Consider the following 23,879-nt stretch of genomic DNA (forward strand, 5'->3'; position numbering starts at 1 on the left):
CCGCCCGGCACCCCGACAACCCCAACCCATCCATCGACGCGTTCGTGGCGATCATGCGCGAGACGCCCGCCAAGCGGGGCCGGCCGCGAAAAACGGTGCAGTTGGCAGCGTTTTCATGCGGTGCAGATCGGTAGATCAGGATCACGGGATAATTCTGAAAGTGCATGGGTCGTCCGGCGCACGTATCATGATCCGCGTCGCGGATGTCGCACGCTTTGCCGATCGACTTGCCTGGCACGAGTAGTACATGAGGCTGCTGAAGCAGCGTTTTGAGGAAATGATGAACTTTTGGGTCCCTGTAGTCTTCGGTACGTTCAAGCTGCTGGTGTTGGGCACGGGCATGTTTCTCGCCATCAAGTCTCACTACGATGGAGAAAAAAAGGAGAAGAAGGAGAAGGAAAAGAATGAGGTGGATGCGCCGTCGTGAGGGCGTGCCATGCAGGGGCGACTGCGATGCCGTGGTGATCGCCCTCTGGCACCTTGATCGTCCACACCTTCCCTTCAATCACCCGCCGCGCCCGCGCAACGTTGGCCACGCGCAGGTATCGGTGCGACACCGCTGCGATCTTCCCGGCCGATGAATCCGTAAAGCGCCACCGCCGTGACAACGGTGACGGCGCACAGCACGTATAGCAATGCGGCAAACGCTTGCCCCGATGCCAGGGTCAGCGCCGCATGCGGCGTTGACGGCAGTAGCGTCATCGCGCCTGCAACGTCGCCCGCGCCGCGCATCGCCCGGCACACGGCTTGCTGCAAGCGCCTTGCACCGGCAAATCCCTGCCATGCGACGTGCCGCTGCCCGGCTCAGGCCCGCGTCCGTTACACCCGAGAGCAACGCCCATGTCTACACCAGCCGCAACACCGTTTCCCCGCGCGCCGTGGTCCTTGCAGGGCTCGGCACTGATCAGCGTCTGGCGCGTGCCGCTGGATGCGCTGCCCGTGGCGGCGGCCAACGGCGCGCGCCTTGTGTCGCTGGGTCGCCAGGCGCTGTGCGCGACGGTGTGGGCGCGCTACGAACCCGGCGGCACGCTGGCCTATAACGAGCTGCTTTTTGCCGTGGCGGTGCAATCGTCCGGCATCGTGGCCCCGGCATGTACCGTCGGGCCTATCTGGGTGGACGACGAAGCGGCAGCGGCCGGTGGCCGAACGCTATGGGGAATTCCGAAACGCATGGGGGTGTTCCAGGCCGGGTCGTCTGACGGCCCGTCGCCCGGGTTTGCTGACGGCGCCACGGCGTCGATGACGGTGGATGGCCGGCGGGTGGCAACGCTGCAATATCAGCCGCCGTCGCGCTTGCAGGTGCCGGTGCGCTTGCCGATCTGGACAGTACAGGACGGCGACTCCGGCCCCATCCGCACGCGGTGCATGTTGCGCGGCCGAATGAGTCGCGGCGCCGCGCGATGGTTTTTCGAGCCGGACGGTCCGCTGTCATTCCTGGCGGGCCGTGAACCGCTGGCCAGCGCGCGACTGGAAAGCTTGTCGGCGCGCTTCGGCGTGTAGCGTCATGGGCTTCCTTGGCGCTTGCGATACGCGCCACCCACGCAAGCGTCGCACCCGCCAGACCATGATCAGCGCTAGCGCGCGCGACGTGCCTGGGCGGCCGGGGCCGGCAGCTCCGCGCTGCCTTGTGCGGCAAGCCTTGAGGGGGCCGCGCCCGCATGCAGTGGCCGATGCACCGTCTGCGCGATCAGCACGCCCACCAGGCTCATGCTGCCGCCGATGACGTGATACGCGTGCATCTGTTCGCCCAGCATGGCCACGGCCAGCACGGCGGTCAGCACCGGCAGCAGGTTGATGAAGATGCTGCAACGGTTGGGGCCCAGGTGCTTGACGCCCTGGATCCAGCAAAACGACAACAGGATGGACGACCCGATGCCGGCGTAGGCGATCAGCGGGAGGGTGCGGGCGTCCAGCGACGCGGTGCCGGCCGGCAGCATCACGAAGAACGGCAGCATGAACACGAGTGCCGCGATGGCTTGCAGGTACACCGCCTGCCACGCCGGAATCGTCAGGCGCCAACGGCGCAGCAGCACGCCGTACAGCGCATACGACAACGAGGCCAGCAGCATCAGCAGGTCGCCTGCGTGGACGCCGTTGCGCGCGATGGCGCCGATGTCGCCCTGGCCCACCAGATACAACAGGCCCACGAAAGACAGCACGCCGCCCACGGCCATGCCGACGGTCAGCGCTTCGCCCAGCACGATCACGCTGAGGATGGCGGTCAGCAAGGGCACCAGCGCGGTCACGATGGCCATGTTGGTGGCCGTGGTGCTTTCGGCGGCGCGGTACGACAGGCTTTGGAACAGCGCCATGGCCAGCAGGCCGCTGATCGCCATCTTGCCCAGGTGCGGCCGCACCGACGCCCAGTTGCGCAGCAGCGGCCGCAGCACGAAGGGCGACATCAGCGCCAGCGCCAGGATCAGGCGATAGAAGGTGATGGCCGTGGGCGAAATTGCCGACGCGGCCAACTTGGAAACAATGACGTTGCCCGCCCACAGCACGATGGCCATGAACGGAAAGAGCAGGGAAGTGATGGACATGAAGGTCTCCGAAACGAGCCGTTCATGGTGCCGGGCGCCGCCGCGTCCGTCTGGCGCTACTATGTCGCCAGTTATCGCAAAACTGCCAATCTGAACGTATGGAAGATTCTCCTTTCTACAGCGCATTCGTGGCCTCGGGCGCACCCGCCGCCGCCTTGGCGGTGGATTACCCGCACGGCCATGTCATCGCGCCCCACCACCATGACCGGGCGCAGCTGCTCTACGCCATCCAGGGCGTGATGACCATCGAAGCGCAGGGCGGCAGGTGGGTGGTGCCGCCCACGCGCGGCGTCTGGCTGGAGGCCGACGTGGCGCATTCGGTGCGCATGAGCGGCGCGGTGCGTGTGCGCACCGTTTTCGTCGACAGCCGCGCCACGGCGCAACTGCCCGCGCGTAGTTGCGTGTTGGATATTTCACCTTTGCTGCGGGAGTTGATTGTGGCGGCGGTCGACATGGATGTCGCCGCGCCCAAGCGCCCCGGCTCGCGCGATTGGCATTTGTTGCACCTGCTATTGCAGGAATTGCGCAGCCTGCCGGTGTTGCCGCTGTATCTGCCCATGCCGGCGGACGCGCGGCTGCGCAAGTTTTGCGATGCGCTGATGCGCCAGCCGGACGCGGCGTTGACGTTAGACGAATGGGCGGCCCGGCTGCACCTGTCCACCCGCACCTTGCATCGGCAGTTTCTGCAACAGACGGGCATGCGCCTGGGCCAGTGGCGACGGCAGGCGAGGCTGCTCTTGGCGTTGGAGCATCTTGCCGGCGGGGCGCGCGTGGTGGATGTGGCGCTGGAACACGGCTACACCAGCCAAAGTGCGTTCGCGGCCATGTTCAAGAAGCACTTTGGCGTGTCACCGGCAGCGTTCTACCGGCAGGGGTGACAGCAGCCGTTCAAGGTGGCAAGGGTTTGCTGGCATCCGCCGACATCCCGTCTTGCAACGCGCGCAGCCGCTGCACGTGCTTGTCCAGCTGCATGCGCAGGCGCTCGGCTTCTATCGCATCCGCGCCCGTCGTCACGTCCGGCCCCAACGCTTCCAGCCGCGCCATCGACGCGCGCAGCTCCGCGATCAAGCGCGTCAGGCGCTCAACCTCGGGCGCGGGCAGGATGCCGCTGACGCGGCGGGTATTGCGGCGGTCCAGCAGTTCGGCGACACGGGCGCGCAACGCCACCACCGTCATGGCGCGCAGCGGTTGCTTCAGGAATGGTGGCCAGCCCAGCGCGGCGCCAGCGGCCAGGGCGGTGGTCTTGGCCCACGCCGCGCCCGCCTGGCCAAACGAGGGCGAACGCGCGCTTGCCATGCCGGCGCGGCGTAGTACCTGCCGGTCGCGCTCCATCTTGGCCAAGAGCGCGTCTTTATCAGCCTGGGTGGTGGTCTTGGGCATAGTGGCTCCGTGCGGCGGCGGTATCCAGTCGGACCTGGTGGCTCAGTTCGGCAAAGGGCGAACCCTTGGGCGCGTTGTAGCGCGCGATGGCAAGCGAAATCAGGGTCACCACGAGCCAGGCGGCGGCAACCAGCCACGCGGCCAGCATGCGGTATTCGGTGTCCCAGAAGGTGACGATGGCGGCAACCGAGATGAACCCCAACGTGCCCAGGGCGCAGAACACCAGCGCCACCCCGCTGATCAGCGTGGAGATCAACGCGCCCCGATACAGCGATAACTCGATGCCCACCAACTCCACGTAATCGCCGGAACGTTCCGCAGCGAATTTCGCGATGTGCCGCAACCTGCGCAATCGTTCGGAAATCATGGCGTCTCCTGTGGGCCGTGAAAGCCGCGGTGCAGCAATTGCCATGCCCGTCGCCCGCGCTGCCGGGACCATTTTTTGCCGCATGCAATCGCGGTAGCATGGGGCGTTTCAACAGGAGGAATCATGGAAAAGCCAAAGTGGGATTTTCAGATCGAGCGGCCCGTTGAAGAGGGCGGGGCATGGCGCATCGGCTATACGCTGACGTTTGCCGGCGAACCGCAGCCGCGCGAACGCGTCGCCATCGAAAGCACGTACTCGTCGGCGCAGACGGCAATTGACGAGGCGACGCGGCTGGCGCGCATCCACGCGGCGGACTTGAACGGCGAAGCGCCCACCTTCGAAAAGCCGACCGACGCCGAGGTGCCCTTTGGGCAGCATCAGCGGTTTTAAAGTCCTACAAACCCAGGCACAGCAGCATCAGGAAGGCGCCGAACAGCACAAAGTGCGTCATGCCTTCAATGGCATTGGTCTGGCCGTCATTCAGGTTGATGGCGGCGACCAGCAGCGTCACCAGCATCATCAGCGTCTGTAGCGGCGTCATTGCCATGACGATGCGCTGGCCCGAGATCAACGCCATGGCCTCCATGGCGGGCACGGTCAGGATCACCGTGGACAGCGACGCACCCAAGGCGATGTTCACCACGGATTGCATGCGGTTGGCCAGGGCGGCGCGCAGCGCGGTCAGCATCTCGGGCGCGGCGGAAATGCCCGCCACGATCAAGGCAATCAGGCCGATCGGGACATCAACGCCTTCCAGGCTGCGGTCCAGCGAATGCGACATCAGTTCCGCCAGGAAACCCACCGCGATGATGCCGGCCGCCATGATCGCGGCCGACGGCCGCCAGCTGGTCTGCGCCGCCGCGGGCAGGTTGCGGCGCGTTTTCTTTTCCGGATAGCTGTAGCTGAAAAAGTAGCTGTGCGGGCCGGTCTGCATGCGCAGGAATACGCCGTACAGCAGCAACATCGCCACGATGGTGAAGGCGCTGTACGCGCGCCAGCTGGCCTGCGGCACGAATTCCGGAACGATCATCGACACCGTCACGGCGGTCAGGATCATCACGCTGTAGGTGCGCGCCGAATCGTCGTTGTAGGCCTGTTCGCCATGCTTGAATCCGCCAATCAACGCGGCCACGCCCAGGATGCCGTTGATGTCCAGCATGACGGCCGAGTAGATGCTGTCGCGCACCAGCGTGGGCGAGCCGCCCTTGGACGACACGATGGCCAGCACGATCACTTCCACCAGCACCGCCGACAGCGTCAGGATCATGCTGCCGTAAGGGTCGCCCAGCTTTTGCGCGATGCGCTCGGCATGGCGCGCCACGCTTAACGACGCACACAGGATGGCCCCGATCAGGATGGTGGTTTCCGCCAGGCTGGCCATTCGGCCAACGTCGCGCAGCTGTGAATCGACGGCGTATCCGGCAACGGCGATGACGCACGCCAAGAGTAGAAACTTCTCGGACTGGAGAAAGGATTTCATCTGGGTAGGACGGGCGGGAAATAGTGCCAGCCTAGCATGTCGTCAGCCAGCCGTCCGGGCGTATCGCCAGGTATGGCGCTTGCTAGCCACGGCCTTTTCGTGCCGCGAGTGGAGCCGTCAAGCGGCGTGCCGCCCCATAACGCCATACCCAATATTGGGTATTCCGGACACGGGCCGAAGCACGGCAGGCGGGACTACATTGCAAGGTCCAGGGTTCTTAACCGCACGTGGAGTTTTCTATGAAAAAGTCCATCATTCCCTGCGTTGCCTTGCTGCTCTCGACCATCGGCCTGACCGCCACGGCACAGACCATTACGCCGATGAAAGGGCAGTCTCCTGAAACCACACAACAAGACGTCGCCGCCTGCCAGGCCCAGGCGGGGGGCACCGGCACCACCGACACCACGCAATCCGGCGGTCGTGCGCGCGGCGCCGCCACGGGCGCTGTCGCGGGCGCGGCAGTGGCCGGCGCGCGTGGCCAGCAGCACGAAGAGGCCTATGACCGCATGGACGACGACGTCAAGCAGGAATACCGTCAAAACCAGGCGAAGGACGCGGCGGTGGCCGGCGCCGTGGTGGGTGGGTCGCGCCAGCGGCAGGACCGTCGCGAGCAGGCCAAGACCAGCAGCGCGGCGTCGTCCGCATACACCAGCTGCATGCAGCAGCGCGGCTATCAGGTCACGCCCTGATTGAAGGCGCCGGGGGCGCGGGGCCGCGCGCTTGTCATCAGGCGGACACGATGCCGTCATAAATTTCCGCGCAGTCTTGCACACGCCGCCCGGAAACCGACATGCACCTACGCCCCGCCACCGTCCAGGACGGCCCCGCCATCGCCACCTTGCTGGCGCAACTGGGCTATCCCGGCACCACCGCCTTCATGGCGGAAAAAATCGCCCTGCTATCGGCGCATCCCGATGCCCTGTTGCTGGTGGCTCACGACGATGCCGGACAATTGCTGGGCTTTATCAACCTGCATTTCATGATCCAGCTGGCGCTGCCCGGCGACTTCTGCCGCATCGCGTATTTCTGCGTTGACGACCAGGCCCGCAGCGCGGGCGTCGGCCGTCAACTCGAAGCGGCGGCCGAAGCAGAAGCCCGCGCGCGCGGCTGCGACCGCATCGAAGTGCATTGCCACGAACGCCGCGTGGATGCGCACCGCTTCTACTACCGCCAAGGGTATGAAGAATCGCCTAAATATCTGATGAAGCGGCTGGGCTTTATCATTTAGCCCTTGGCGGCGTTGTCCCTGCGATCGCGCGCCGCGTTCCTGGCCTTGATCGCAGAGGAGTTTTATTAGTGGTTCGATTCGCAACGACAGCATCCCTTTTTTATCCGCCCCGCGAAGAGTCCGCCCGCCTTTGGCGGCACCGACGCGCGAGGCCATGGCAGGCGGTGTGGCTGCTGGTGGTGATGCTCAGTTGCGTGTTGTTGACCTGGCCGGGGCAGGCTGGCGCCGCGTCGCCGCTGCAACCCCCGTCGCAGCCGCCCGCCGCATCGGCATCCGCGCTGACGCCCGATGCGTTGGCCGACCTGCTGGACAATCCCGAGGCACGCAAGGCGCTGGTCGATGCGTTACGAGCGCAAGCGGCGGGCAAGCCGCCCGCCGCGTCCCCCGCGCCGGGTGCGGCCACTTCCCCCAAGGCCCAGACCGAGCCCGGTTTACAGGAACGCATGGCCGATGGCGTGCAGCAGTTCCTGACCGGCGTGGCCGCCGACATGGGGCAGGGCGTGGACGATATGCGCGCGCTGGCCTCGGGGCGCAGCCTGCGGATGGACGGCGCCACCGCCGGCAATGCGCTGCTGCCGTTGCTGCTGGCCGGCTTGGCAACCGTCATTGCCTATCTGCTGCTGCGGATGATCGCCATGCGCATCTACACGCGCATCGACCGCTGGGTGGCTGAACATGCCAGCCCTTCCGAGGCGGCTACCGTTCACGACCCCGGCACTGCGCGCCGCGCGCCTGCCTCGATGCGGGCCTTGTACCAACGCTTGGGCGCCATCGTGGGCGCGGTCGCCATCGATGCCGGCGTGGTGCTGCTGGCCGCGATGGCGGGCGGGGCGGCCGCCCTGTGGGGCACGCCCGAGCGCGGCACGCTGGACACGCTGGCGGCGGTGTTCCTGCGCGCTTTCGTGGCGGTGGAAATCGTCAAGGTGCTGATCCGCACGGTGTTCGCGGTGCGGCATCCGCACCTGCGCCTGCTGCCCATGTCCGACGAGCTGGCCCGGTACTGGAACGCGTGGCTGGTGCGCGTGGTCGCGGCGGCGGGCTATGGCACGCTGCTGGTGGACCCGGTGATCTCGGCCGCGCTGTCGCCCGCCCTGGGTCGCCTGGCCAGCATGGTCATCATGCTGGTGGTGTACGTGTACGCCGTGCGCATCATCTGGCAGAACCGCCATTCGGTGCGTGATCGCATGAACCGCCATGCCGCCAACGCGGCCACGTTCATGGGGTCGCGGCTGCACTTCCTGTCGCGCATCTGGCACGTGCTGGGCATCGGCTACTTCACCGTGCTGCTCATCGTCAGCCAGATCGACCCGACCAACGCGCTGCCCTTCATGGCGCGCGCCACCGCGCAGACCCTGCTGGTCATCGGCGTGGGCAGCCTGCTGATCCTGTTTCTGAACACGATACTGGCCAAGCCCATCCGCCTGTCCGACGACCTGCGTCGGCGCCTGCCCATGCTGGAAGCGCGCGTGAACGCCTACGTGCCGGCCCTGCTGAAAAGCGTGGGCTGGATCATTCGCATCGTCATCGTGTTGCTGGTGCTGGACGCCTGGCACGCCTTCGACCTGTCGCGCTGGCTGTCGTCCGACGCCGGTGGGGCGGCCATCAAGATAGTGGTCAACGTGGTCATCGTGCTGTTGATCGCGGCGCTGGCCTGGACGGTTATCGCCAGCATCATCGAACACCGCCTGAGTCAAAGCGAAGGACGCGGCATGCCCAGTGCGCGCGAACGCACGCTGCTGTCGCTGTTCCGCAATGCCGCGTTGATCGTCATCGTGACCATGACGCTGATGGTGCTGTTGTCGCAGATCGGCATCGATGTCGGGCCGTTGATCGCGGGCGCTGGCGTGGTGGGCCTGGCCATCGGCTTCGGCGCGCAGAAGCTGGTGCAGGACATCATCACCGGCGTGTTCATCCAGCTTGAAAACGGCATGAACGAAAACGACGTGGTGCAGGTCGCCGGCGTGTTCGGCACCGTGGAGAAGATGACGATCCGTTCGGTCGGCATACGCACGCTGGACGGCGGCTACCACCTGGTGCCGTTCTCGTCGGTGGATGTGGTCGCCAATCACATGCGTGACTTCTCGTATCACTTAGGTGAATACACCATCGCGCACCGCGAAAGCGTGGACGACGCCATCGAGCATTTGCGCGCGGCGTTTGCCGAATTGATGACCGACTCGGTGCTCGGCCCCGAGATCCTGGAGGAAATGACGGTGGCGGGCGTTACCGCCGTCAACGACAAGGGCGTCACCATTCGCATCCTGATCAAGACCACGCCGGGCATGCAATGGGCCGTGCAGCGCGGCTATAACCGCTTGTTGAAAAAGCACTTCGACGCGGCCGGGATTGAACTGCCGTACCCGCACACGGTGGTGTACTTCGGGCAGGACAAGCGCGGCTATGCGCCGGCGGCCAACGTCACGTTGCAAGCCGAGCGGCCGGACGACGGCGAGGACGCACGCGCGGCTGGGCATACCCGCCGCCGCTTCAAGCCGGAAACCAGTCAGGACGATTCGGCGGAGGTGCTGGGCAACGAGCTTGAGGCGCGAGAGGAAGGGCAAGCGCAGTCGCGCGAGTCCGAAACGACTTTGCACGACTCCACAACCGCGCGCGTGTAGGACGCGGGGTTACGCCCGGGCGTCATGGATGGTGCCGGACGATTCCCGCAGCAGTTCGATGAACAGGTCCAACGGGGCCGAGCGCAGGCTCGGCGCCCGGCGCGCAAGCAGCGCCAGCGCCGGCAGCTTGGGCGCGGATACCATCGACAGGATTTTCAGCCCGCCCAGGCGGGCTTCTTCTTTCGCGTGCGCCATGCGCAGCAAGCCCAGGTCCACCGTGCCCAGCGTGATCAGAGACCGCGTGGTCAACGGCGATAGCGCCTCGACCGTGTGCTGGGGCGGGCGCATTCCCAATTCCAGATAGACGCGCATGAATGCACGTCTCAAGACCGACTCGGTTGGCGGCAGTATCCAGCGCGCCTCGCTCAGGTCTTCCCATTTGATGCGGCGTCGGCGGCTCCATGCGCTGTTGGGCGACGCGACGACCGCCATCGAATCTTCGACCAGGCGCTCCAGGCGCAGCTCGTCGATGCGCACATTGCGCAGTTCCTCGTCGGTGATGGGGCCGACTACACAGTCCAGCTCACCGCCCAACAGCGAGGCGATCAGCAGGTTGATCTGACCTTCCCGGATGGACACCTGCACCGTGGGCGCCTTCTTGAGCAACTGCGCCACCGCCACCGTCGCGTTCAGGTTGCCGGACAGCGCGCCGATACGCAGCAGGCCCTGCTGCCCCTGGCGCACCAGGCCGATTTCGTTTTCGATGGTGCCCAATTCCCGCATCAGGATTGCCGCCCGCGCAATCAGCGCCGTGCCCGAGCGGTTAGGCGCGATGCCCCGCGCGTTGCGGTCGAACAAGGGGCCGCCGAACATGGCTTCCACCTCGCGCAACATGCGCGTGGTGGCGGGTTGCGACAGGTTCATGCGCTTGGCCGCCGCGTGCACCGTCGACACCTCGCCCAGAATTTGCAGCAGCTCAAGGTGACGGGCGCGCAGGCGTCGGACGAGGGCAGAGGGCGGGTTCATGGCAATACCTTAAACGCATCGATTGATAAAAATAAATGACTAATACCGGATCGTTGCCAAGCCTACACTTGTCTGCACAGATCGGGAATAGCCGCCAGTAAGAGGGCTATGCCAAGGCGGTCATCGCGCCTGGGCAGCGGTGACCTTCGCAACCCGGCATCCGCGCAATACCAGGAGACTAGCCATGCCATCTTCCCCCCCGCCCGCCGTGAAGGGCAGTGCCATCGCGCACGCCTTGGCCGACTGCGGCATCGATTCCGCGACCGTCGTGCCGGACTTCGTGCAGATCGCCACCCACCAATGCCTGGACGCCAACGGCGGCCGCCTTCGCGTGACCTATTGCGCCAACGAGAACCAGGCGGTCCACGTTGCAACGGGCCTGTACATCGGTGGCCGCCGCCCGGTCGTCATGATGCAGAACCAGGGCCTTTACAACTGCGTCAATTCGCTGCGCGCCTGTGGCCTGGATGCCGGCATTCCGCTGCTGTTGATGGTGGGCCAGTTTGGCCGCGAGTTCAGCAACTACGGCCAGGACATGCGCGCTTCCAGACGCCATATGGTCAGCCTGCTGGAACCGGTGCTGGACGCGCTTGGCATCGCCTGCTGGCGACTTGAAACCGCGCAGGACCTGGGCGCGATTGCCGCCGCCCACGCGCATGCCGAGCAGCAACGCTCACCCGCCGCCATCATCGTCGGCCGCCACACGGAATGGGATTGAACCGCATATGTCGATGACCACATTGCAAGCTTGCCGTGCCATTCACGAGGCCCGCGGCGACGCCGTTTTGGTAAGCACCATGAGCGCCATGAAAGCCATGGACGAGGTCGCGCCCGGCGCGCCCCTTGCGTTGTCCTCGGTTCCCCTGATGGGAGGGGCGGCCGGTTTGGGGCTGGGCATTTCGCTGGCGCGCCCCGAGCGCCGCGTCATGGTGCTGGACGGCGATGCCAGCCTGCTGATGGAGCTGGGTGTCCTGGCCACCGTGGCGGGCGCCGCGCCGGCACGCTTCGTCCATTTCGTGTTTGCCAATGGCGTGCAGTTCAATGGCAACGCCAATCTGGGGCTGGCCGGAAATGGGGCGGTTGATTTCTGCGCGGCCGCCAGGGCTGCCGGATACGCCGCGTCGTTCCGCTTCGCCGATGAATCGGAGCTGGCGGCGATGTTGCCGCGAATCATCCAGACGAACGGCCCGGTGCTGGTCGAGCTGACCATCTCGCCGTGTGCGCCGGTGCTGGGCAAGGGCAACCCCTTTCCCGAGCAGCCCGACAAGCGTTTCCAGCGCATGGGTAATGAAGCCGCGCAACTGCGCCGTCTGTTGGAGGCAACGTCATGACCCAGGCAAAGTACGAATTCATCGTGGTGGGCGCGGGCTCGGCGGGATGCGCGCTGGCCGCCCGGCTGGCGGCCGGCGGTCGGTCCGTGTTGCTGCTTGAGGCAGGCGATGACGACCGCTGGATCTGGATCCGCATCCCGGCCGGCGTGGCGTACATCCTGCGCGGCGAGCGCGGATTGCGACGCTTTCATACCGAGTCCGAGGCGCAGATGAACGGCCGCAGCATCTTCTGGCCGCGAGGCAAGGTGGTGGGAGGATCGTCTTCGGTCAACGGCATGATCTGGGTGCATGGCGACCCTTGCGAATACGATCGTTGGCGCGACGAGTTCGGCGCACAAGGCTGGGGCTACGACGACCTGAAGCCGATCTTTCGCGATATCGAAGGCTATGCGGGCGGTGATCCGGCCATCCGTGGCCGTCGCGGACCGGTGTCGGTCACGGAGTTCCGCTCGCGGCACCCTCTCATGAACGCCTTTATCGACGCCTGTGTCACCGCGGGCATCCCGCGTAATCCGGACTACAACGGCGCCTCTTATGAAGGCGTGGGTTATTTGCAGCACAACATTCGCAAGGGCTGGCGTTGGAGCAGCCGCGAGGCGTTCCTGCGGCCCTTGGCTGCCAATACGAATCTGCGGCTGCAAACGGGTGCGCTGGTGTCCAAGATCGTATTCGACGGCAAGCGGGCCAGCGGCGTTCAGTACCAGCTGGATGGCCAGCGTTGCGAGGCCACCGCCACCTGTGAAGTCATACTCTGCGCGGGCGCGATCCAGTCGCCCCAGATCCTGGAGCTATCCGGCATCGGGCGGCAGGGCCTGCTGCAAGACCTTGGCATCCCGGTCCTGCGCGATGCGCCCGCCGTGGGTGAAAACCTGCAAGACCATCTGCATACGCGGGTCACGTATGAATGCCGCAACGCCACCACGCTGAACCAGATCATGCGCAATCCGTTGCGCAAGGCCTGGATGGCGGCCGATTTCGCGCTGCGAGGTCGCGGCATGATGAGCTGCGCAAGCGCCGTGGCGCATGCCTTGGCAAAGTCGGACCCGGCGCTGGCGCAGCCGGACATCAAGTTGCAGTTGCATTGGCTGTCCAGCCCTGACGCGCGTGACCCCAAGCGGCTGGTGCTGGACGATTTCCCCGGTTTCTCGATTGGCACTTTTCCGCTGCGCCCGACATCGCGCGGATCGGTGCACATCAAGTCGCGCGAACCCGGCGATGCGCCCGTCATCCAGGCCAACTACCTGTCCAGCGATGAAGACCGACGCGTGACCGTGGCGGCCATCGAGATGGCGCGCAAGGTTGCGGCCCAGCCGGCGCTGGCCCGGTTCGTGGTGCGGGAAACGCGCCCCGGCGCCGAACAAGGCAGCGCGTCCGGGCTGCTGGACTATGCGCGGACCATCGGGCAAACGTCCTATCACCCCGTGGGTACATGCCGGATGGGCGACGACGATCAGGCCGTGGTCGACGCCAGCTTGAGAGTCAAGGGCGTCACGTCGCTGCGGGTGGCGGATGCGTCGATCATGCCGACCCTGTGTTCCGCCAATACCAATGCGCCTTCCATGATGATCGGGGAAAAGGCGGCGCGCCTGATCCAGGCGGGAAACTAACTCAGGCACAGCCTGACTCACCGAAGGAGAATCGCCATGCTGATGACCTCGTTGTCCCTAGTCTCGCGGCGCGCCGCCGTCTGTTGCATCGCCATCGGTCTGATGGGCGGCGCCGCGCCGGCCCTGGCCGAATCGGATTATCCGTCGCACCCCATCACGCTGGTCGTGCCCTTGCCGGCGGGCAGCGACACCGACACCATCGCCCGCCTGATGGCCGACGGCCTGTCGCACAGCCTGAAGCAGCCGGTCGTGGTCGAAAACCGCGTCGGCGCGGGCGGACAGATCGCGATGAAGTATGTGGCCAGCGCCAAGCCGGACGGCTATATCCTGGCCGCACCGTTTCAAGCGGCCTTGACGCTGGTGCCGCATATTCGCAGGACGCCGCCCTACGATCCGCAACGCGACTTCACGCCGATTGGCCGTTTCGGGAGCCTGGGGATTGCGCTGGTGGTTCCCGCCGACTCGCCTCTCAAGTCCTTTGACCAATTGATTGCCAAGGCCAAGGCCGAGCCGGGCAAGCTGACGTTTGCCTCGTTCGGCGTCGGCAGCGGTGGCCACCTGGCCGGCGAAATGCTGAACGCCGCGGCCGGGACCAACATCGTCCACGTGCCTTACAAGGGCACGTCCGAAGCGCGCGTCGGCTTGCTGCGCAAGGAAGTGGACATGGCGATCCTGGGGGACGGGCTGGCCGCGTTGCTGGTGCAGGACGGCAAGGCGCGCGTGCTGGCCGTGCCGCAGGCGTCCCGGTCGGTGTTGTTTCCGGATGCGCCCACCTTTACCGAGGCCGGCGTGCCGCTGGCCACGCAGGGCTGGGTGGGGCTGGTGGGGCCTGCCGGGCTGCCGGCGCCCGTCGTGAAAAAGCTGGAGGCGGCGCTCAAGGATGCCGCCGCCACGCCGGGCCTGGCCGACCGCCTGAAGAATATCGGTCTGCAACTGGCGCCCACCGACGCGGCGGGCTTTTCGACCATCATTCGGGACGACTACGCGTTGTGGGGCAAAGCCGTGAACATTGCAGGCATCGAAAAGAACTAGCCCGGGCAAGCGTGCTTCCGTAGGCCGTGGGCGCAGCCGCCGCCCACAACAACATGGCTGGACACGGCTTTCCACGCCTCTACCCGCCTCTACCCGCCTCTACACGCCTCTACCCGCCTCTACACGCCATCCCGCGCCGCGCGCAGCTTTTTCCACAGCGTGGTGCGCGAGATGCCCAGGCGCTTTGCCGCCAAGCCCATATGGCCGCCGGATTCTGCAATGGCTTGCTGGATGGCGCGCTGCTCGGCATCCAGCCGCGTGGTGGCAAGGTCCGGCTTGTCGGCCAGCTTGCTTTCCGGGAAGAGGTCCTCGGCATGGACCTGTGCGCCGTCCGCCATCACGACCGCGCGCGCGATACGGTTCTTCAGTTCGCGCACATTGCCCGGCCAGGGGTGGTCGTGCAGCGCCTGGATGGCATCGGGCGATAGCGTCGCGCCCGTGGCGGATTGCGCGGCCAGCAACGACCGTGCCAGGCTGGGCAACGCGCCGGGCCGCTCGCGCAGCGGTGGCGCCGCGACCCGGGCCACCGCCAGCCGATAAAAAAGATCCGCGCGAAACGTACCCTGCGCCATCGCGGCGGGCAGGTCGGTGCAGGTGCTGGCCAGAATGCGGCAATGGGTGTGGCGCGCGGTGCTGTCGCCCAGCGGACGATACTGGCCGTTTTCCAGCACGCCCAACAGCGCGGCTTGCGCCCGGGGTGTCAGCTCGGCCACTTCGTCCAGATACAGCGTGCCGCCCTCCGCCTGAGAAAACAGCCCGTCGCGCGCCGCGGCGGCGCCGCTGAAGGCGCCTTTCACGTGGCCGAACAACAGGCTTTCGATCAGGTCCGACGCCAAGGTGGCGCAATTGACGGCAACGAAGGGGCCGGCCGCATAGCCCGAGCGCGCATGCACATAGCGGGCGGCGCGGTCTTTGCCCGAGCCCGTTTCGCCTTCCAGCAACACGGGCAGGGCGCTGGTGGCCAGCCGTTCCAGCTCTTGCGCCAATGGATAGGTTTCATCGTGCAGCGCGTAGGGGTTTTCCAAGACCTCGTCTTGCTGGCCGGCCGGCTGCGCGGCGATGACCGATCGGATGCGGGCCACCAGCGCATCGGTGTCGTACGGCTTGGTCAGGTAGTCGTTAGCGCCCGCCGACACCAGCCGCACGGCCTGCGCAATGTCGCCATAGGCGGTGGCGAACACCACGGTGGTGTTGGACAGATGCGGGATCAAGCGTCGGTAAAGATCTTCGCCGGAGCCGTCCGGCAGCCGGATGTCGGCCAACAAGAACGCCGGACGCATGCGGGTCCGGCGAAACACTTCGACCGCCTGCGCGCAGCTTTGCACCCATTGCGTGGTGATGCCTTCCAGCCGCAGGCGTTGAAGCAGCGCGCCGCCCAGCAGTTCATCGTCTTCGATCAGCAAAACCTGGATGTCGCTCACGCCGTATCTTCCTGTGGACCGTAGGGCAGGCGCACGGAAATGCGCGTGCCGGTTGCTATGCCGGTCGCCATGCCGGTTGCCATGCGGGTTGCGCGCAAACGGCCGTGCATGGTTGTTGTCAGATCGGCAACGATGCCCAGGCCCATGCCGTCGCCGTCGGTGGCTGCGCCCAGCAGCGCGCGCCTGGCGGCCGGCGGCAGGCCGTTGCCCCGGTCGGCCACGTGCAAGGTCAGTGCCTGGCGGCCCGCGCGCGCAAACACCTGCACCAGTTCGCCACGCGGCGAGGCCTGGATGGCGTTCAACACCAAGTTCAGCAACACCTGCCGCACCGCGCCCGCGGGCAACGCCAGGCGGCGGTCCTGCATGCCTTCGCAATGCAGTTCCACGCGCACGCCCGCCCGGTTGGCCTGTGCGCCCACCATCAGCCGGATGTCGGCGATATCTTCCTGGTGCAGCAGGGCGGCGCCGGGGCGAAAGGTACGCAGGCTCGCGTCCACCACCGCTTGCAGCGCTTGGACGCCGCGTTCGATAAAGCCCAGGGATTCGCTGCGCACATCCTCCCGTTCGCCGAATTGCCGTAGCGTCTGCACGGCGGTGCGCAGCCCGCCCAGGGGGTTGCGCACTTCGTGGGCCAGCGCGGCCGACATCCGCCCCAACACCGCTTCGCGTTCGATGCGCGCATTGCGTTCGGTCAGCGCTTCGCGTTGCCGCGCGCTTTGCACCATCCAGTTGTAGGCCGACAGCAGTTCCTTGAGTTCCGGGTCGGTGGTGTCCACGCGCATGGGGCGCAAGCGATCTTCCGGGCCGGCGCGCAGGGCTTCGGTCAGCGAAATGATCGGGCGCTGAAGCCGGCGCGCCATGCCAAAGCACAGCACCGCGCCGATCAGGCTGATCGCCAATCCCACCAGGCCCAGTTCCCAGGCCAGTTCCTGGCGTTGCCGATGAAAATCGCTGACGTCCAGGTTGGCTACCAGCGTCCCCAGCGCGGGCCGGGCGTCGTCCAGCAAGCGCCACGTCCACACGCCTTCCGATCTTGCGCTGATCAGCGTGCCGGAGGTGTCCGCCAACGATGCCAGCGGAATCGGCTCAACTTCGGGGTAGCGCGCCACGTGCGCTAGCAGGCGGTGGTCCGCCGCGACGACGGCCAGCGTGCGATCAACCACGCCCAGATGCGTATCCAGCGCTCGGTTCAGCACATCGACCATCTGTGTGCGGTCGTCGGCGCGCACCGCAGGCAGGATCGCGGCGGACAAACCGTCCAGATACACCTGGCCCAAGTTGGCGACCTGCCTGTCGAACTGGCGCGACACGCCATGCAGCGCCAGGGAAATCAGCGCGGCGGAAATCGCAAGGAAGAGCAGTGAGACCGCAAGTGGAATGCGAGCGGTCAGGGGCAGGCGGGGCAGGTGGTGCAGGTGGTGCATGGGGGCAGCATGGCGATGCGATCGAAACCACGAAAACGAGGATTATGCCTGCGTGGAATCGGCGCCCGCATTTGCAAGAATTGGCAAGCGCGCCGCGCGCGGGAAAAATCCATGCCAGCCCGCTCGCAGCCCGGGAACTTTGCCGTGTTGTTCACGTTTGTGAACATCCTTGGTGCTGCGATGTTCACCGTTGTTCAGCGATGTGAACAAGCGCCTTTCATCCTGCTGGTTTTCCCGGATGAAGCCGGCAAAAGCCTGAAAGCGGATTGCAAGGCGTCGTCCTTAAAGTGCCCCCTCCTTCGGCTTGCGACATCACGCGCGCCGAAGCATGTCGACAACAAACAGGGGAGCAAGCCGTGGGCAGCACCATATTTTCCAGAAAGCGCGATCTGTGGGGCGGTGCGTTCATCGCCCTGTGCGGCGCGCTTACTATTTTTGAAGCAACGTCCTACAACATCGGAGAGCTGGCGCGGATGGGCCCGGGCTATTTCCCGCTGATGATCGGCTGCTTCCTGGTCGCGCTGGGCATCCTGGTGCCGCTCAGCCCGGACCCCGATGAAGTGCAGGAAGAAATGATGGAAGAACAGCTGCCCCAGCCTACGCGCCGCGATCGCGTGCGCGGCATGGCGTGCATCGCCGCCGGCATCGCGCTCTTCATCATCCTGGGCAGCTTCCTGGGATTCCTGCCCGCCACGTTTGCGCTGGTGTTCGTCTCGGCGCTGGGCGATACATCCAACTCCGTCAAGTCCGCCGCCATTCTCGCCATTGCAATGACGGTGTTCGGCGCGGTGGTGTTTTCCTGGGCGCTGCAATTGCAGTTTCCGATGCTGCGCTGGGGGTAGGAAATGGATCTGTTCGACAACGTATTGCATGGTTTTTCCGTGGCGTTGCAGTGGGAGAACCTGCTGTGGTCGCTGTTCGGCGTGTTCATGGGCAACATGATCGGCGTGCTGCCGGGCATGGGTGTGCTGGCCGCCATTTCGATCCTGCTGCCGCTGACCTACGCAATGACGCCGGTGGCCGCGCTGATGATGCTGGCCGGCATCTACTATGGCGCGCAGTATGGCGGCGGCATCACCTGCATTTTGCTGAACCTGCCGGGCACGCCGTCACACGCGGTGACCTGCCTGGACGGCAACCCGCTGGCCCGCCAGGGCAAGTCGGGGTCGGCGCTGTTCATGCTGGTCATGTCGTCGTTCGTGGGCGCCAGCGTGGGCATCATCATCATGATTCTGTTCTCGCCGATGCTGGTCGAAGTGGCCTTCCAGTTCGGCCCGGCGGAATATTTTTCGATGATGATGCTGGGCTTGTTCGCCGGCGCCACGCTGGCCAAGGGCTCGGCCATCAAGGGCATCGCCATGGTGTTCCTGGGCTTGCTGCTGGGCGTGGTGGGTACCGACGTCAACACGGGCACCATCCGTTACGGCTTCGGCGTCATCGAGTTGAGCGACGGCGTGCCCCTGGTGGCGCTGGCGATGGGCCTGTTCGGCTTGGCGGACTTCTTCGCCAACGTCAACCGCATCGGCAAGGCCACGACGGTGGGCGCGGGCCCCAAGATGTCGGTGCGACCTGAACCCGGCGACATCAAGAAGTCGGCCATGCCGATTGCGCGCGGCAGCGCCATTGGCGCAATCCTGGGCATCTTGCCGGGCACGGGCGCGACCATTGCGTCGTTCATGTCCTATGCGGTGGAAAAGCGCGTGTCCAAGACGCCCAAGCGCTTTGGCAACGGCGCCATCGAAGGCGTGGCGGGTCCGGAAGCGGCCAATAACTCGGCGGCGCAAACCAGCTTCATCCCGACCATGAGCCTGGGCATTCCCGGCGACTCGGTGATGGCCCTGATGCTGGGCGCGCTGATCATCCACGGTATCCAGCCGGGTCCGCAGATGGTGACCGAACACGCCGACCTGTTTTGGGGGCTGATCGCCAGCTTCTGGATCGGCAACGTCATGCTGGTGGTCATGAACCTGCCGCTGATCGGCATGTGGGCACGGCTGCTGAAGGTGCCGTACAAGTACCTGTTCCCGTCCGCGCTGTTCTTCGTGTGTGTCGGCGTCTACAGCACCAACAACAACCTGTTCGATGTGGGCATGGTGCTGGTGCTGGGCTTGGTGGGCTACCTGTTCCTGAAGCTGCGCTTTTCGCCCGCGCCGCTGTTGCTGGGTTTCGTGCTGGGGCCGATGGTCGAAGAGAACTTCCGGCGTGCGCTGCTGCTGTCGCGCGGCAGCATGAGCGTGTTCATCGATCGCCCGATCAGCGCCGGCTTTGTCTACGCCATCCTGGCGCTTGCCGCCTGGCTGGTGTTCTCGACGGTGCGCAACCGCAAGCGGGTCCGCGAGCTTGAAAGGGCTCAGGCCGGCGCCTGATCGCGTGCCGATGTCGTACTGAAAGGTGAAAAGGGGGCTGTCGGCTGGCCCCCTTTTCCATTGATGGGAGCGTGTCATGAAGCAATCGGATTGGCCTGCGCGGGGCGACATGCGGTGCGGTGAATTGACCGTGGTGCGCGAACTGCCCTTTGTGGAATTCATTGAACTGCTTGAATTCAGCCATCTGCGTTTCGACCCGCCCGCGCAAGGGGCCGCGTCCGCGCTGGTGGGCACGCAGGAATGGCGCCGGCGGATCGAGGGCGACTGCGCGCAGCCGGAATCGGTGTATGTCTGCACGACGCTGGATGCGCTGCATGACGCGGTGCTGGCGCCCGAGGATGCCGAGCTGAAAATCGACATGCCGTGCCAAAGCCGCGTGCGCCTGCGTACACTGTTTCAGCAACGCGACCGCGCCGCGTCCACGCCCTGCGTCCGGGTGGACTTGCAGGCCTTGATACGGCGGGTGCTGGTGCCCGCCAGCGCCCCGGCGCATCTTTTTGAACTGGTCAGGCACGTCGTCATGACGCGCCTTTGGGTCGAGGTGGCGCGGGTGTAGCCGCCGCGCAATTCAATTCGGCTAGACCGCCGCTTACGTACAGGAACCGACACGTGACAGAGTCCGCACTGCAAATCATCGCCGCCCTTGTTTTCGCCCTTGCCCTGGTGCACACCTTTTCGGCGCCGCTGTTCCTGCGCCTGGCGCATCGCAGCAAGCGCCATGGCGGCCTGCTGCATCTGCTGGGTGAAGTCGAAGTGGTGTTCGGTTTCTGGGCGGCGATATTGCTGGTCTTGATGGCGTTGGCGGCGTCGGGCGAAACGGCGCTGGCGTATGCCGAATCGCGCAACTACACCGAGCCCGCGTTTGTTTTCGTGGTGATGGTCATTGCGGCATCCTTGCCCGTGCTGACGGTGGTGATGCGTCTGGTTGAACGCGTGGCGCGGCTTTTGCCGGTGCGCGACCAGACCGCCAAGGCCTGGTTGTGCCTGGCGCTGGTGCCCCTGGCAGGCTCGTTGGTGACCGAGCCGGCCGCCATGACGATTGCCGCCATGATGCTGGCGCCTCAGGTGTTTCATCGCGAGATGCCGGAACGGTTGAAGTACCTGGCGCTGGGCGTCTTGTTCGTCAACATTTCCATCGGTGGCACGCTGACGTCGTACGCCGCGCCGCCGGTGTTGATGGTGGCGTCCACCTGGGGTTGGGATAGCGCCTTTATGTTCAGCACGTTCGGCTGGAAGGCGGCGCTGGCCGTGCTGGTCAACGCCACGCTGGTGACGGTGTTGCTGCGGCCGTACCTGCGTTCGGGCGACGTGATGGCCATGAAGGACTCGGCCGTGCCGATGTCGCCCGTGGTCATCATCGTGCACCTGTTCTTCCTGGCCGCCGTCGTGCTCAGCGCGCATCACCCCATCCTGTTCCTGGCGCTGTTCCTGTTTTTCATCGGCTACACCCAGGCGTACAAGGCGCATCAAAGCCCGTTGATCATCAAAGAGGCGCTGTTGGTCGGCTTCTTCCTTGCGGGCCTGGTGGTGCTGGGCGGCATGCAGCAGTGGTGGCTGCAACCCATCGTCAGCGGGCTGGAGCCAAACGTGCTGTTCGTCGGCGCCCTGGCGCTGACGGCCATCACCGACAACGCCGCGTTGACCTACCTGGGGTCGCTCATCGACGGCATCTCCAGCCAGGCGCAGTACATGCTGGTGGCCGGCGCAGTGGCCGGTGGTGGGCTGACCGTCATCGCCAATGCGCCCAACCCGGCGGGCGTGGCGCTGCTGCGCGGCAGCTTCGCCAACGGCGCGGTCAGCATGCCGGGCTTGCTGGCTGGCGCGCTGATTCCTACGCTGGTGTCGGCGTCGTTTCTGTTTTTTTTGTGATGGTCCCGGGCATCAAGACGCCGCGCCACCTTCAAAGCGGACATCGGCAGCGGGCAACGCAACGATCTTCACGCCAAAGCTGGTGATGGCGGGCAGGGTGGCGTTGTGATGCGCGCGGATCTGGGCGCCGGAGGCATGCGCTTTGTCGTGCGTGGTGTGCGCGTCGGCGGCTATCGTCACCGCAAAGCCCAAGGCCGCCGCGCGCCGTACGGTGGTGTCCACGCAGAATTCCGTGGCGTAGCCACAGACCGCCACCGCCGTCACGCCCAGGTCGGACAGCGTCTGACCCAGCGTGGTGCGCAGGAAGGAATCGGGCGTGGTCTTGCGCACGCGCATGTCGTTGGGCGCGGGGCGCAGGCGCGGGTCCAGCTCCCAGCCGGGCTCTGCGTGCGCCAAGGCGCTGCCCGGGGCCTCGTGCTGCACGTAGATGACGGGGGCGCCAGCCTGGCGGGCACGTTCGGCCAACGCGTTGATGCGGTCCAGTACGTCGGGGGCGTCGGCGGGCGCCGGCTGCGTGTCGGTGGTGTCGAACAAGGCGCGCTGCACGTCGATGATGATCAAGGCGGTGGGCATGGGGATAGAGGGGGCGGCTGAGACGGTGGCGGGGGCGGACAAGGCAGCTTGGCGCGCACCCGAATCTTGCAGTCTACCGCCGCTTGCAGACCGCTTGGCGACCGCCATCAATAATGATTACAATTCCCATTCTTAAAAATTGGGGTAGCGGTCGCCACGGCCATGTCGTCCTTGGAATCTCTGGAGCACCGAGCGCTGGGCTTGCTCTACCGCGACCATCACGGGTGGTTGCGGGGTTGGTTGCTGAGGCGGCTGAACGTGCCCGCCGAGGCGGCCGACCTGACGCAGGACACGTTCATGCGGCTGCTTTCGTCGCCGGCGTCGATGGCGCAATTGCAAGGCGTGCGGCAACCGCGCAGCTTTCTGGCGACGGTGGCGCAGCGCACGCTGGTGGATCACATCCGGCGCCAGGTGCTGGAACGCGCTTGGCTGGAAACGCTGGCGCAGCAGCCCGAAGCGCATGCCGTGTCCCCCGAGACGCAAGCCATCCTGCTGGAAACCATCCGCGAGATCGACGCCATGCTGCACGGCCTGGGGCACAAGGTGCGGCGCGCCTTCCTGATGTCGCAGCTGGAAGGCGCCAGCTATGCGGACATCGCCGCGCAATTGGGCGTCACCGTCAGTTCGGTGAAGAAATACATGGCGCGCGCTACCGAGCATTGCCTGGTGTACGCCTTGGAAAGGCAGTAGACGCCGATGGCCGACAAGACGATTGCCGCGGCGGCGCAATGGTACGCGCGCCTGTGCGCCGACGAAGTCAGCGCGGCCGATGTGGCGGCGCATGGCCGCTGGCTGGCGGCCGACCCTGAACACGCGCGCATCTGGCGCCAGGTGGAACGCCTGCGCGGCACCCTGGGCGCGGCGCCCGCCCAGCTTGCCGCCGATACGCTGAACCGCGCGGACCACCACTTTGCGCGCCGACGCGCCGTGTTGCGCAGCGGCTTGGGCGCGGTGGCGCTGCTGGGCGCGGGCGGCATGCTGGCCTGGCGCGTCTTGCCGGTCGACCAGAGGGTGGCCGGCTATCTGGCCGACTACCGCATGGGCACGGGCCAGCGGCGCGAACTGACGCTGGCGGACGGCACCTTGCTGTGGCTGGACAGCGCCAGCGCGGTCGACGTGTCGCTGGACGCGCGCGGCCGCCACATCGCCGTGCATGCGGGCGAGATCCTGATCGACACCGAACACGCCGCACCCGGCGTGCCCCCGCTACGCGTGACCACGCCCCACGGCACCGTGCGGCCACTGGGCACGCGCTTTACCGTCCAGCGCCTGGACGACCTGACGCGGGTGGCCGTGCTGCGTCATGCGGTCGAACTGCTGCCCGCCGACGGCGGCGCGGCGCTGCTGCTCAAGGCGGGCGAACAGGGCACGCTGCAAGCCGCCGCCGCCCGCCATGAAGGCCAGATCATCGGCGAGCCGGACGCCTGGACGCGTGGCCTGTTGATCGTGGACGGCATGCGGCTGGGCGACTTCGTGGCCCAGTTGGACCGCTACCGCCCCGGCCACCTGCGCTGCGACGATGCCGTGGCCCAGTTGCGCGTGTCGGGCGCGTTTCCCATTGACGACACCGACCGCGCGCTGGCCGCCGTGGAGCGCGCTTTACCCGTGCGCATATCCCGTTTCACCCGCTACTACACCCGGATCACCGCCCGGGGCTGACATTATTTTTGCCGGGCA

27 protein-coding genes are annotated in these 23,879 nt (G+C 66.0%); 17 read left to right on the top strand and 10 right to left on the bottom strand.

Annotation, left to right across the window (positions count from 1 at the left end; all coding sequences use genetic code 11):
* The first annotated feature begins 247 nt into the window (after window positions 1-247).
* A complete protein-coding gene (locus tag YH64_RS10450; protein WP_046803852.1) occupies window positions 248-427 on the top strand; it encodes a hypothetical protein in 180 nt (59 codons plus the stop codon).
* A 74-nt stretch (window positions 428-501) separates the two neighbouring features.
* Here YH64_RS10450 and YH64_RS10455 read toward each other — a convergent pair whose 3' ends face one another.
* The gene (locus tag YH64_RS10455) at window positions 502-756 is read right to left on the bottom strand and encodes a hypothetical protein (RefSeq protein WP_143215323.1); all 255 of its coding nucleotides are present in this window, start codon (window positions 754-756) and stop codon (window positions 502-504) included.
* An 84-nt stretch (window positions 757-840) separates the two neighbouring features.
* Here YH64_RS10455 and YH64_RS10460 point away from each other — a divergent pair, with 84 nt between their 5' ends.
* A complete protein-coding gene (locus tag YH64_RS10460; protein ID WP_082134404.1) occupies window positions 841-1,500 on the top strand; it encodes an acetoacetate decarboxylase family protein in 660 nt (219 codons plus the stop codon).
* Window positions 1,501-1,574: 74 nt separating this feature from the next.
* On the opposite strand, the gene YH64_RS10465 is transcribed toward YH64_RS10460, so the two are convergent.
* Window positions 1,575-2,540 carry a DMT family transporter gene (locus YH64_RS10465; RefSeq protein ID WP_046803855.1) on the bottom strand — a complete coding sequence of 322 codons (966 nt, stop codon included), beginning with the start codon at window positions 2,538-2,540 and terminating at the stop codon, window positions 1,575-1,577.
* A 98-nt stretch (window positions 2,541-2,638) separates the two neighbouring features.
* Between YH64_RS10465 and YH64_RS10470 the strand changes: the two genes are divergently transcribed.
* Window positions 2,639-3,418, top strand: coding sequence for a helix-turn-helix transcriptional regulator (locus YH64_RS10470; protein ID WP_046803856.1), 780 nt, complete (start codon window positions 2,639-2,641; stop codon window positions 3,416-3,418).
* A gap of 10 nt (window positions 3,419-3,428) precedes the next feature.
* Here the strand turns inward: YH64_RS10470 and YH64_RS10475 are convergent, their stop codons facing one another.
* Both YH64_RS10475 and YH64_RS10480 read right to left on the bottom strand, forming a co-directional pair.
* The gene (locus YH64_RS10475; protein WP_046803857.1) at window positions 3,429-3,920 is read right to left on the bottom strand and encodes a hypothetical protein; all 492 of its coding nucleotides are present in this window, start codon (window positions 3,918-3,920) and stop codon (window positions 3,429-3,431) included.
* A complete protein-coding gene (locus YH64_RS10480) occupies window positions 3,895-4,287 on the bottom strand; it encodes a phage holin family protein (protein WP_046803858.1) in 393 nt (130 codons plus the stop codon). The genes YH64_RS10475 and YH64_RS10480 overlap by 26 nt, the downstream gene beginning before the upstream one ends.
* 123 nt (window positions 4,288-4,410) lie before the next feature.
* Here YH64_RS10480 and YH64_RS10485 point away from each other — a divergent pair, with 123 nt between their 5' ends.
* On the top strand, window positions 4,411-4,677 hold the full coding sequence (locus tag YH64_RS10485) for a hypothetical protein (RefSeq protein WP_046803859.1): 267 nt from the start codon (window positions 4,411-4,413) through the stop codon (window positions 4,675-4,677).
* Between the two features lie 4 nt (window positions 4,678-4,681).
* Here YH64_RS10485 and YH64_RS10490 read toward each other — a convergent pair whose 3' ends face one another.
* A complete protein-coding gene (locus tag YH64_RS10490; RefSeq protein ID WP_046803860.1) occupies window positions 4,682-5,767 on the bottom strand; it encodes a calcium:proton antiporter in 1,086 nt (361 codons plus the stop codon).
* 239 nt (window positions 5,768-6,006) lie between these two features.
* Between YH64_RS10490 and YH64_RS10495 the strand changes: the two genes are divergently transcribed.
* The 3 genes from YH64_RS10495 to YH64_RS10505 all read left to right on the top strand — a co-directional run bounded on the left by YH64_RS10495 (window position 6,007) and on the right by YH64_RS10505 (window position 9,613).
* Complete coding sequence (locus YH64_RS10495) at window positions 6,007-6,456, top strand: YMGG-like glycine zipper-containing protein (RefSeq protein WP_046803861.1); 450 nt, start codon at window positions 6,007-6,009, stop codon at window positions 6,454-6,456.
* A 101-nt stretch (window positions 6,457-6,557) separates the two neighbouring features.
* Complete coding sequence (locus YH64_RS10500; RefSeq protein ID WP_046803862.1) at window positions 6,558-6,995, top strand: GNAT family N-acetyltransferase; 438 nt, start codon at window positions 6,558-6,560, stop codon at window positions 6,993-6,995.
* A gap of 182 nt (window positions 6,996-7,177) precedes the next feature.
* Window positions 7,178-9,613, top strand: a complete 2,436-nt coding sequence (locus tag YH64_RS10505; protein WP_046803897.1) for a mechanosensitive ion channel domain-containing protein — start codon at window positions 7,178-7,180, stop codon at window positions 9,611-9,613.
* Between the two features lie 9 nt (window positions 9,614-9,622).
* Here YH64_RS10505 and YH64_RS10510 read toward each other — a convergent pair whose 3' ends face one another.
* Window positions 9,623-10,579, bottom strand: coding sequence for a LysR family transcriptional regulator (locus YH64_RS10510; RefSeq protein ID WP_052945969.1), 957 nt, complete (start codon window positions 10,577-10,579; stop codon window positions 9,623-9,625).
* A gap of 184 nt (window positions 10,580-10,763) precedes the next feature.
* Here YH64_RS10510 and YH64_RS10515 point away from each other — a divergent pair, with 184 nt between their 5' ends.
* From YH64_RS10515 to YH64_RS10530, 4 genes are all read left to right on the top strand, one after another.
* A complete protein-coding gene (locus tag YH64_RS10515) occupies window positions 10,764-11,297 on the top strand; it encodes a thiamine pyrophosphate-binding protein (protein ID WP_046803863.1) in 534 nt (177 codons plus the stop codon).
* A 79-nt stretch (window positions 11,298-11,376) separates the two neighbouring features.
* Window positions 11,377-11,910, top strand: coding sequence for a thiamine pyrophosphate-dependent enzyme (locus YH64_RS10520; RefSeq protein ID WP_240433976.1), 534 nt, complete (start codon window positions 11,377-11,379; stop codon window positions 11,908-11,910).
* On the top strand, window positions 11,907-13,517 hold the full coding sequence (locus YH64_RS10525) for a GMC family oxidoreductase (RefSeq protein WP_046803865.1): 1,611 nt from the start codon (window positions 11,907-11,909) through the stop codon (window positions 13,515-13,517). Before YH64_RS10520 ends, YH64_RS10525 begins: the two co-directional genes overlap by 4 nt.
* Before the next feature lie 36 nt (window positions 13,518-13,553).
* Window positions 13,554-14,549, top strand: coding sequence for a tripartite tricarboxylate transporter substrate binding protein (locus tag YH64_RS10530; protein ID WP_255444300.1), 996 nt, complete (start codon window positions 13,554-13,556; stop codon window positions 14,547-14,549).
* Between the two features lie 119 nt (window positions 14,550-14,668).
* Here the strand turns inward: YH64_RS10530 and YH64_RS10535 are convergent, their stop codons facing one another.
* Genes YH64_RS10535 through YH64_RS30175 form a run of 3 tightly spaced genes read right to left on the bottom strand, consistent with a single transcriptional unit; the run spans window position 14,669 to window position 17,604 of the window.
* Window positions 14,669-15,970, bottom strand: a complete 1,302-nt coding sequence (locus tag YH64_RS10535) for a sigma-54 dependent transcriptional regulator (RefSeq protein WP_046803866.1) — start codon at window positions 15,968-15,970, stop codon at window positions 14,669-14,671.
* Window positions 15,967-17,394, bottom strand: coding sequence for a sensor histidine kinase (locus YH64_RS10540; protein ID WP_082134405.1), 1,428 nt, complete (start codon window positions 17,392-17,394; stop codon window positions 15,967-15,969). The genes YH64_RS10535 and YH64_RS10540 overlap by 4 nt, the downstream gene beginning before the upstream one ends.
* Window positions 17,395-17,436: 42 nt before the next feature.
* Window positions 17,437-17,604, bottom strand: a complete 168-nt coding sequence (locus YH64_RS30175) for a hypothetical protein (RefSeq protein ID WP_185975364.1) — start codon at window positions 17,602-17,604, stop codon at window positions 17,437-17,439.
* A 146-nt stretch (window positions 17,605-17,750) separates the two neighbouring features.
* Between YH64_RS30175 and YH64_RS10545 the strand changes: the two genes are divergently transcribed.
* The 4 genes from YH64_RS10545 to YH64_RS10560 all read left to right on the top strand — a co-directional run bounded on the left by YH64_RS10545 (window position 17,751) and on the right by YH64_RS10560 (window position 21,629).
* Complete coding sequence (locus tag YH64_RS10545) at window positions 17,751-18,236, top strand: tripartite tricarboxylate transporter TctB family protein (RefSeq protein WP_046803867.1); 486 nt, start codon at window positions 17,751-17,753, stop codon at window positions 18,234-18,236.
* A 3-nt stretch (window positions 18,237-18,239) separates the two neighbouring features.
* Window positions 18,240-19,760, top strand: coding sequence for a tripartite tricarboxylate transporter permease (locus YH64_RS10550; protein WP_046803868.1), 1,521 nt, complete (start codon window positions 18,240-18,242; stop codon window positions 19,758-19,760).
* A 76-nt stretch (window positions 19,761-19,836) separates the two neighbouring features.
* A complete protein-coding gene (locus YH64_RS10555; RefSeq protein WP_046803869.1) occupies window positions 19,837-20,316 on the top strand; it encodes a hypothetical protein in 480 nt (159 codons plus the stop codon).
* A gap of 53 nt (window positions 20,317-20,369) precedes the next feature.
* Complete coding sequence (locus YH64_RS10560; protein WP_046803870.1) at window positions 20,370-21,629, top strand: putative Na+/H+ antiporter; 1,260 nt, start codon at window positions 20,370-20,372, stop codon at window positions 21,627-21,629.
* Window positions 21,630-21,641: 12 nt separating this feature from the next.
* Here YH64_RS10560 and YH64_RS10565 read toward each other — a convergent pair whose 3' ends face one another.
* Window positions 21,642-22,202, bottom strand: coding sequence for a cysteine hydrolase family protein (locus YH64_RS10565; protein ID WP_046803871.1), 561 nt, complete (start codon window positions 22,200-22,202; stop codon window positions 21,642-21,644).
* A gap of 162 nt (window positions 22,203-22,364) precedes the next feature.
* Here YH64_RS10565 and YH64_RS10570 point away from each other — a divergent pair, with 162 nt between their 5' ends.
* Both YH64_RS10570 and YH64_RS10575 read left to right on the top strand, forming a co-directional pair.
* Window positions 22,365-22,892, top strand: a complete 528-nt coding sequence (locus YH64_RS10570; RefSeq protein WP_046803872.1) for a sigma-70 family RNA polymerase sigma factor — start codon at window positions 22,365-22,367, stop codon at window positions 22,890-22,892.
* A 6-nt stretch (window positions 22,893-22,898) separates the two neighbouring features.
* Window positions 22,899-23,861, top strand: a complete 963-nt coding sequence (locus YH64_RS10575; RefSeq protein ID WP_143215324.1) for a FecR domain-containing protein — start codon at window positions 22,899-22,901, stop codon at window positions 23,859-23,861.
* Window positions 23,862-23,879: the final 18 nt, after the last annotated feature.

Origin of the sequence: Achromobacter sp. LC458, from assembly GCF_001005835.2 — a bacterium.
GTDB classification, from domain to species: Bacteria; Pseudomonadota; Gammaproteobacteria; order Burkholderiales; family Burkholderiaceae_B; genus Achromobacter; species Achromobacter spanius_B.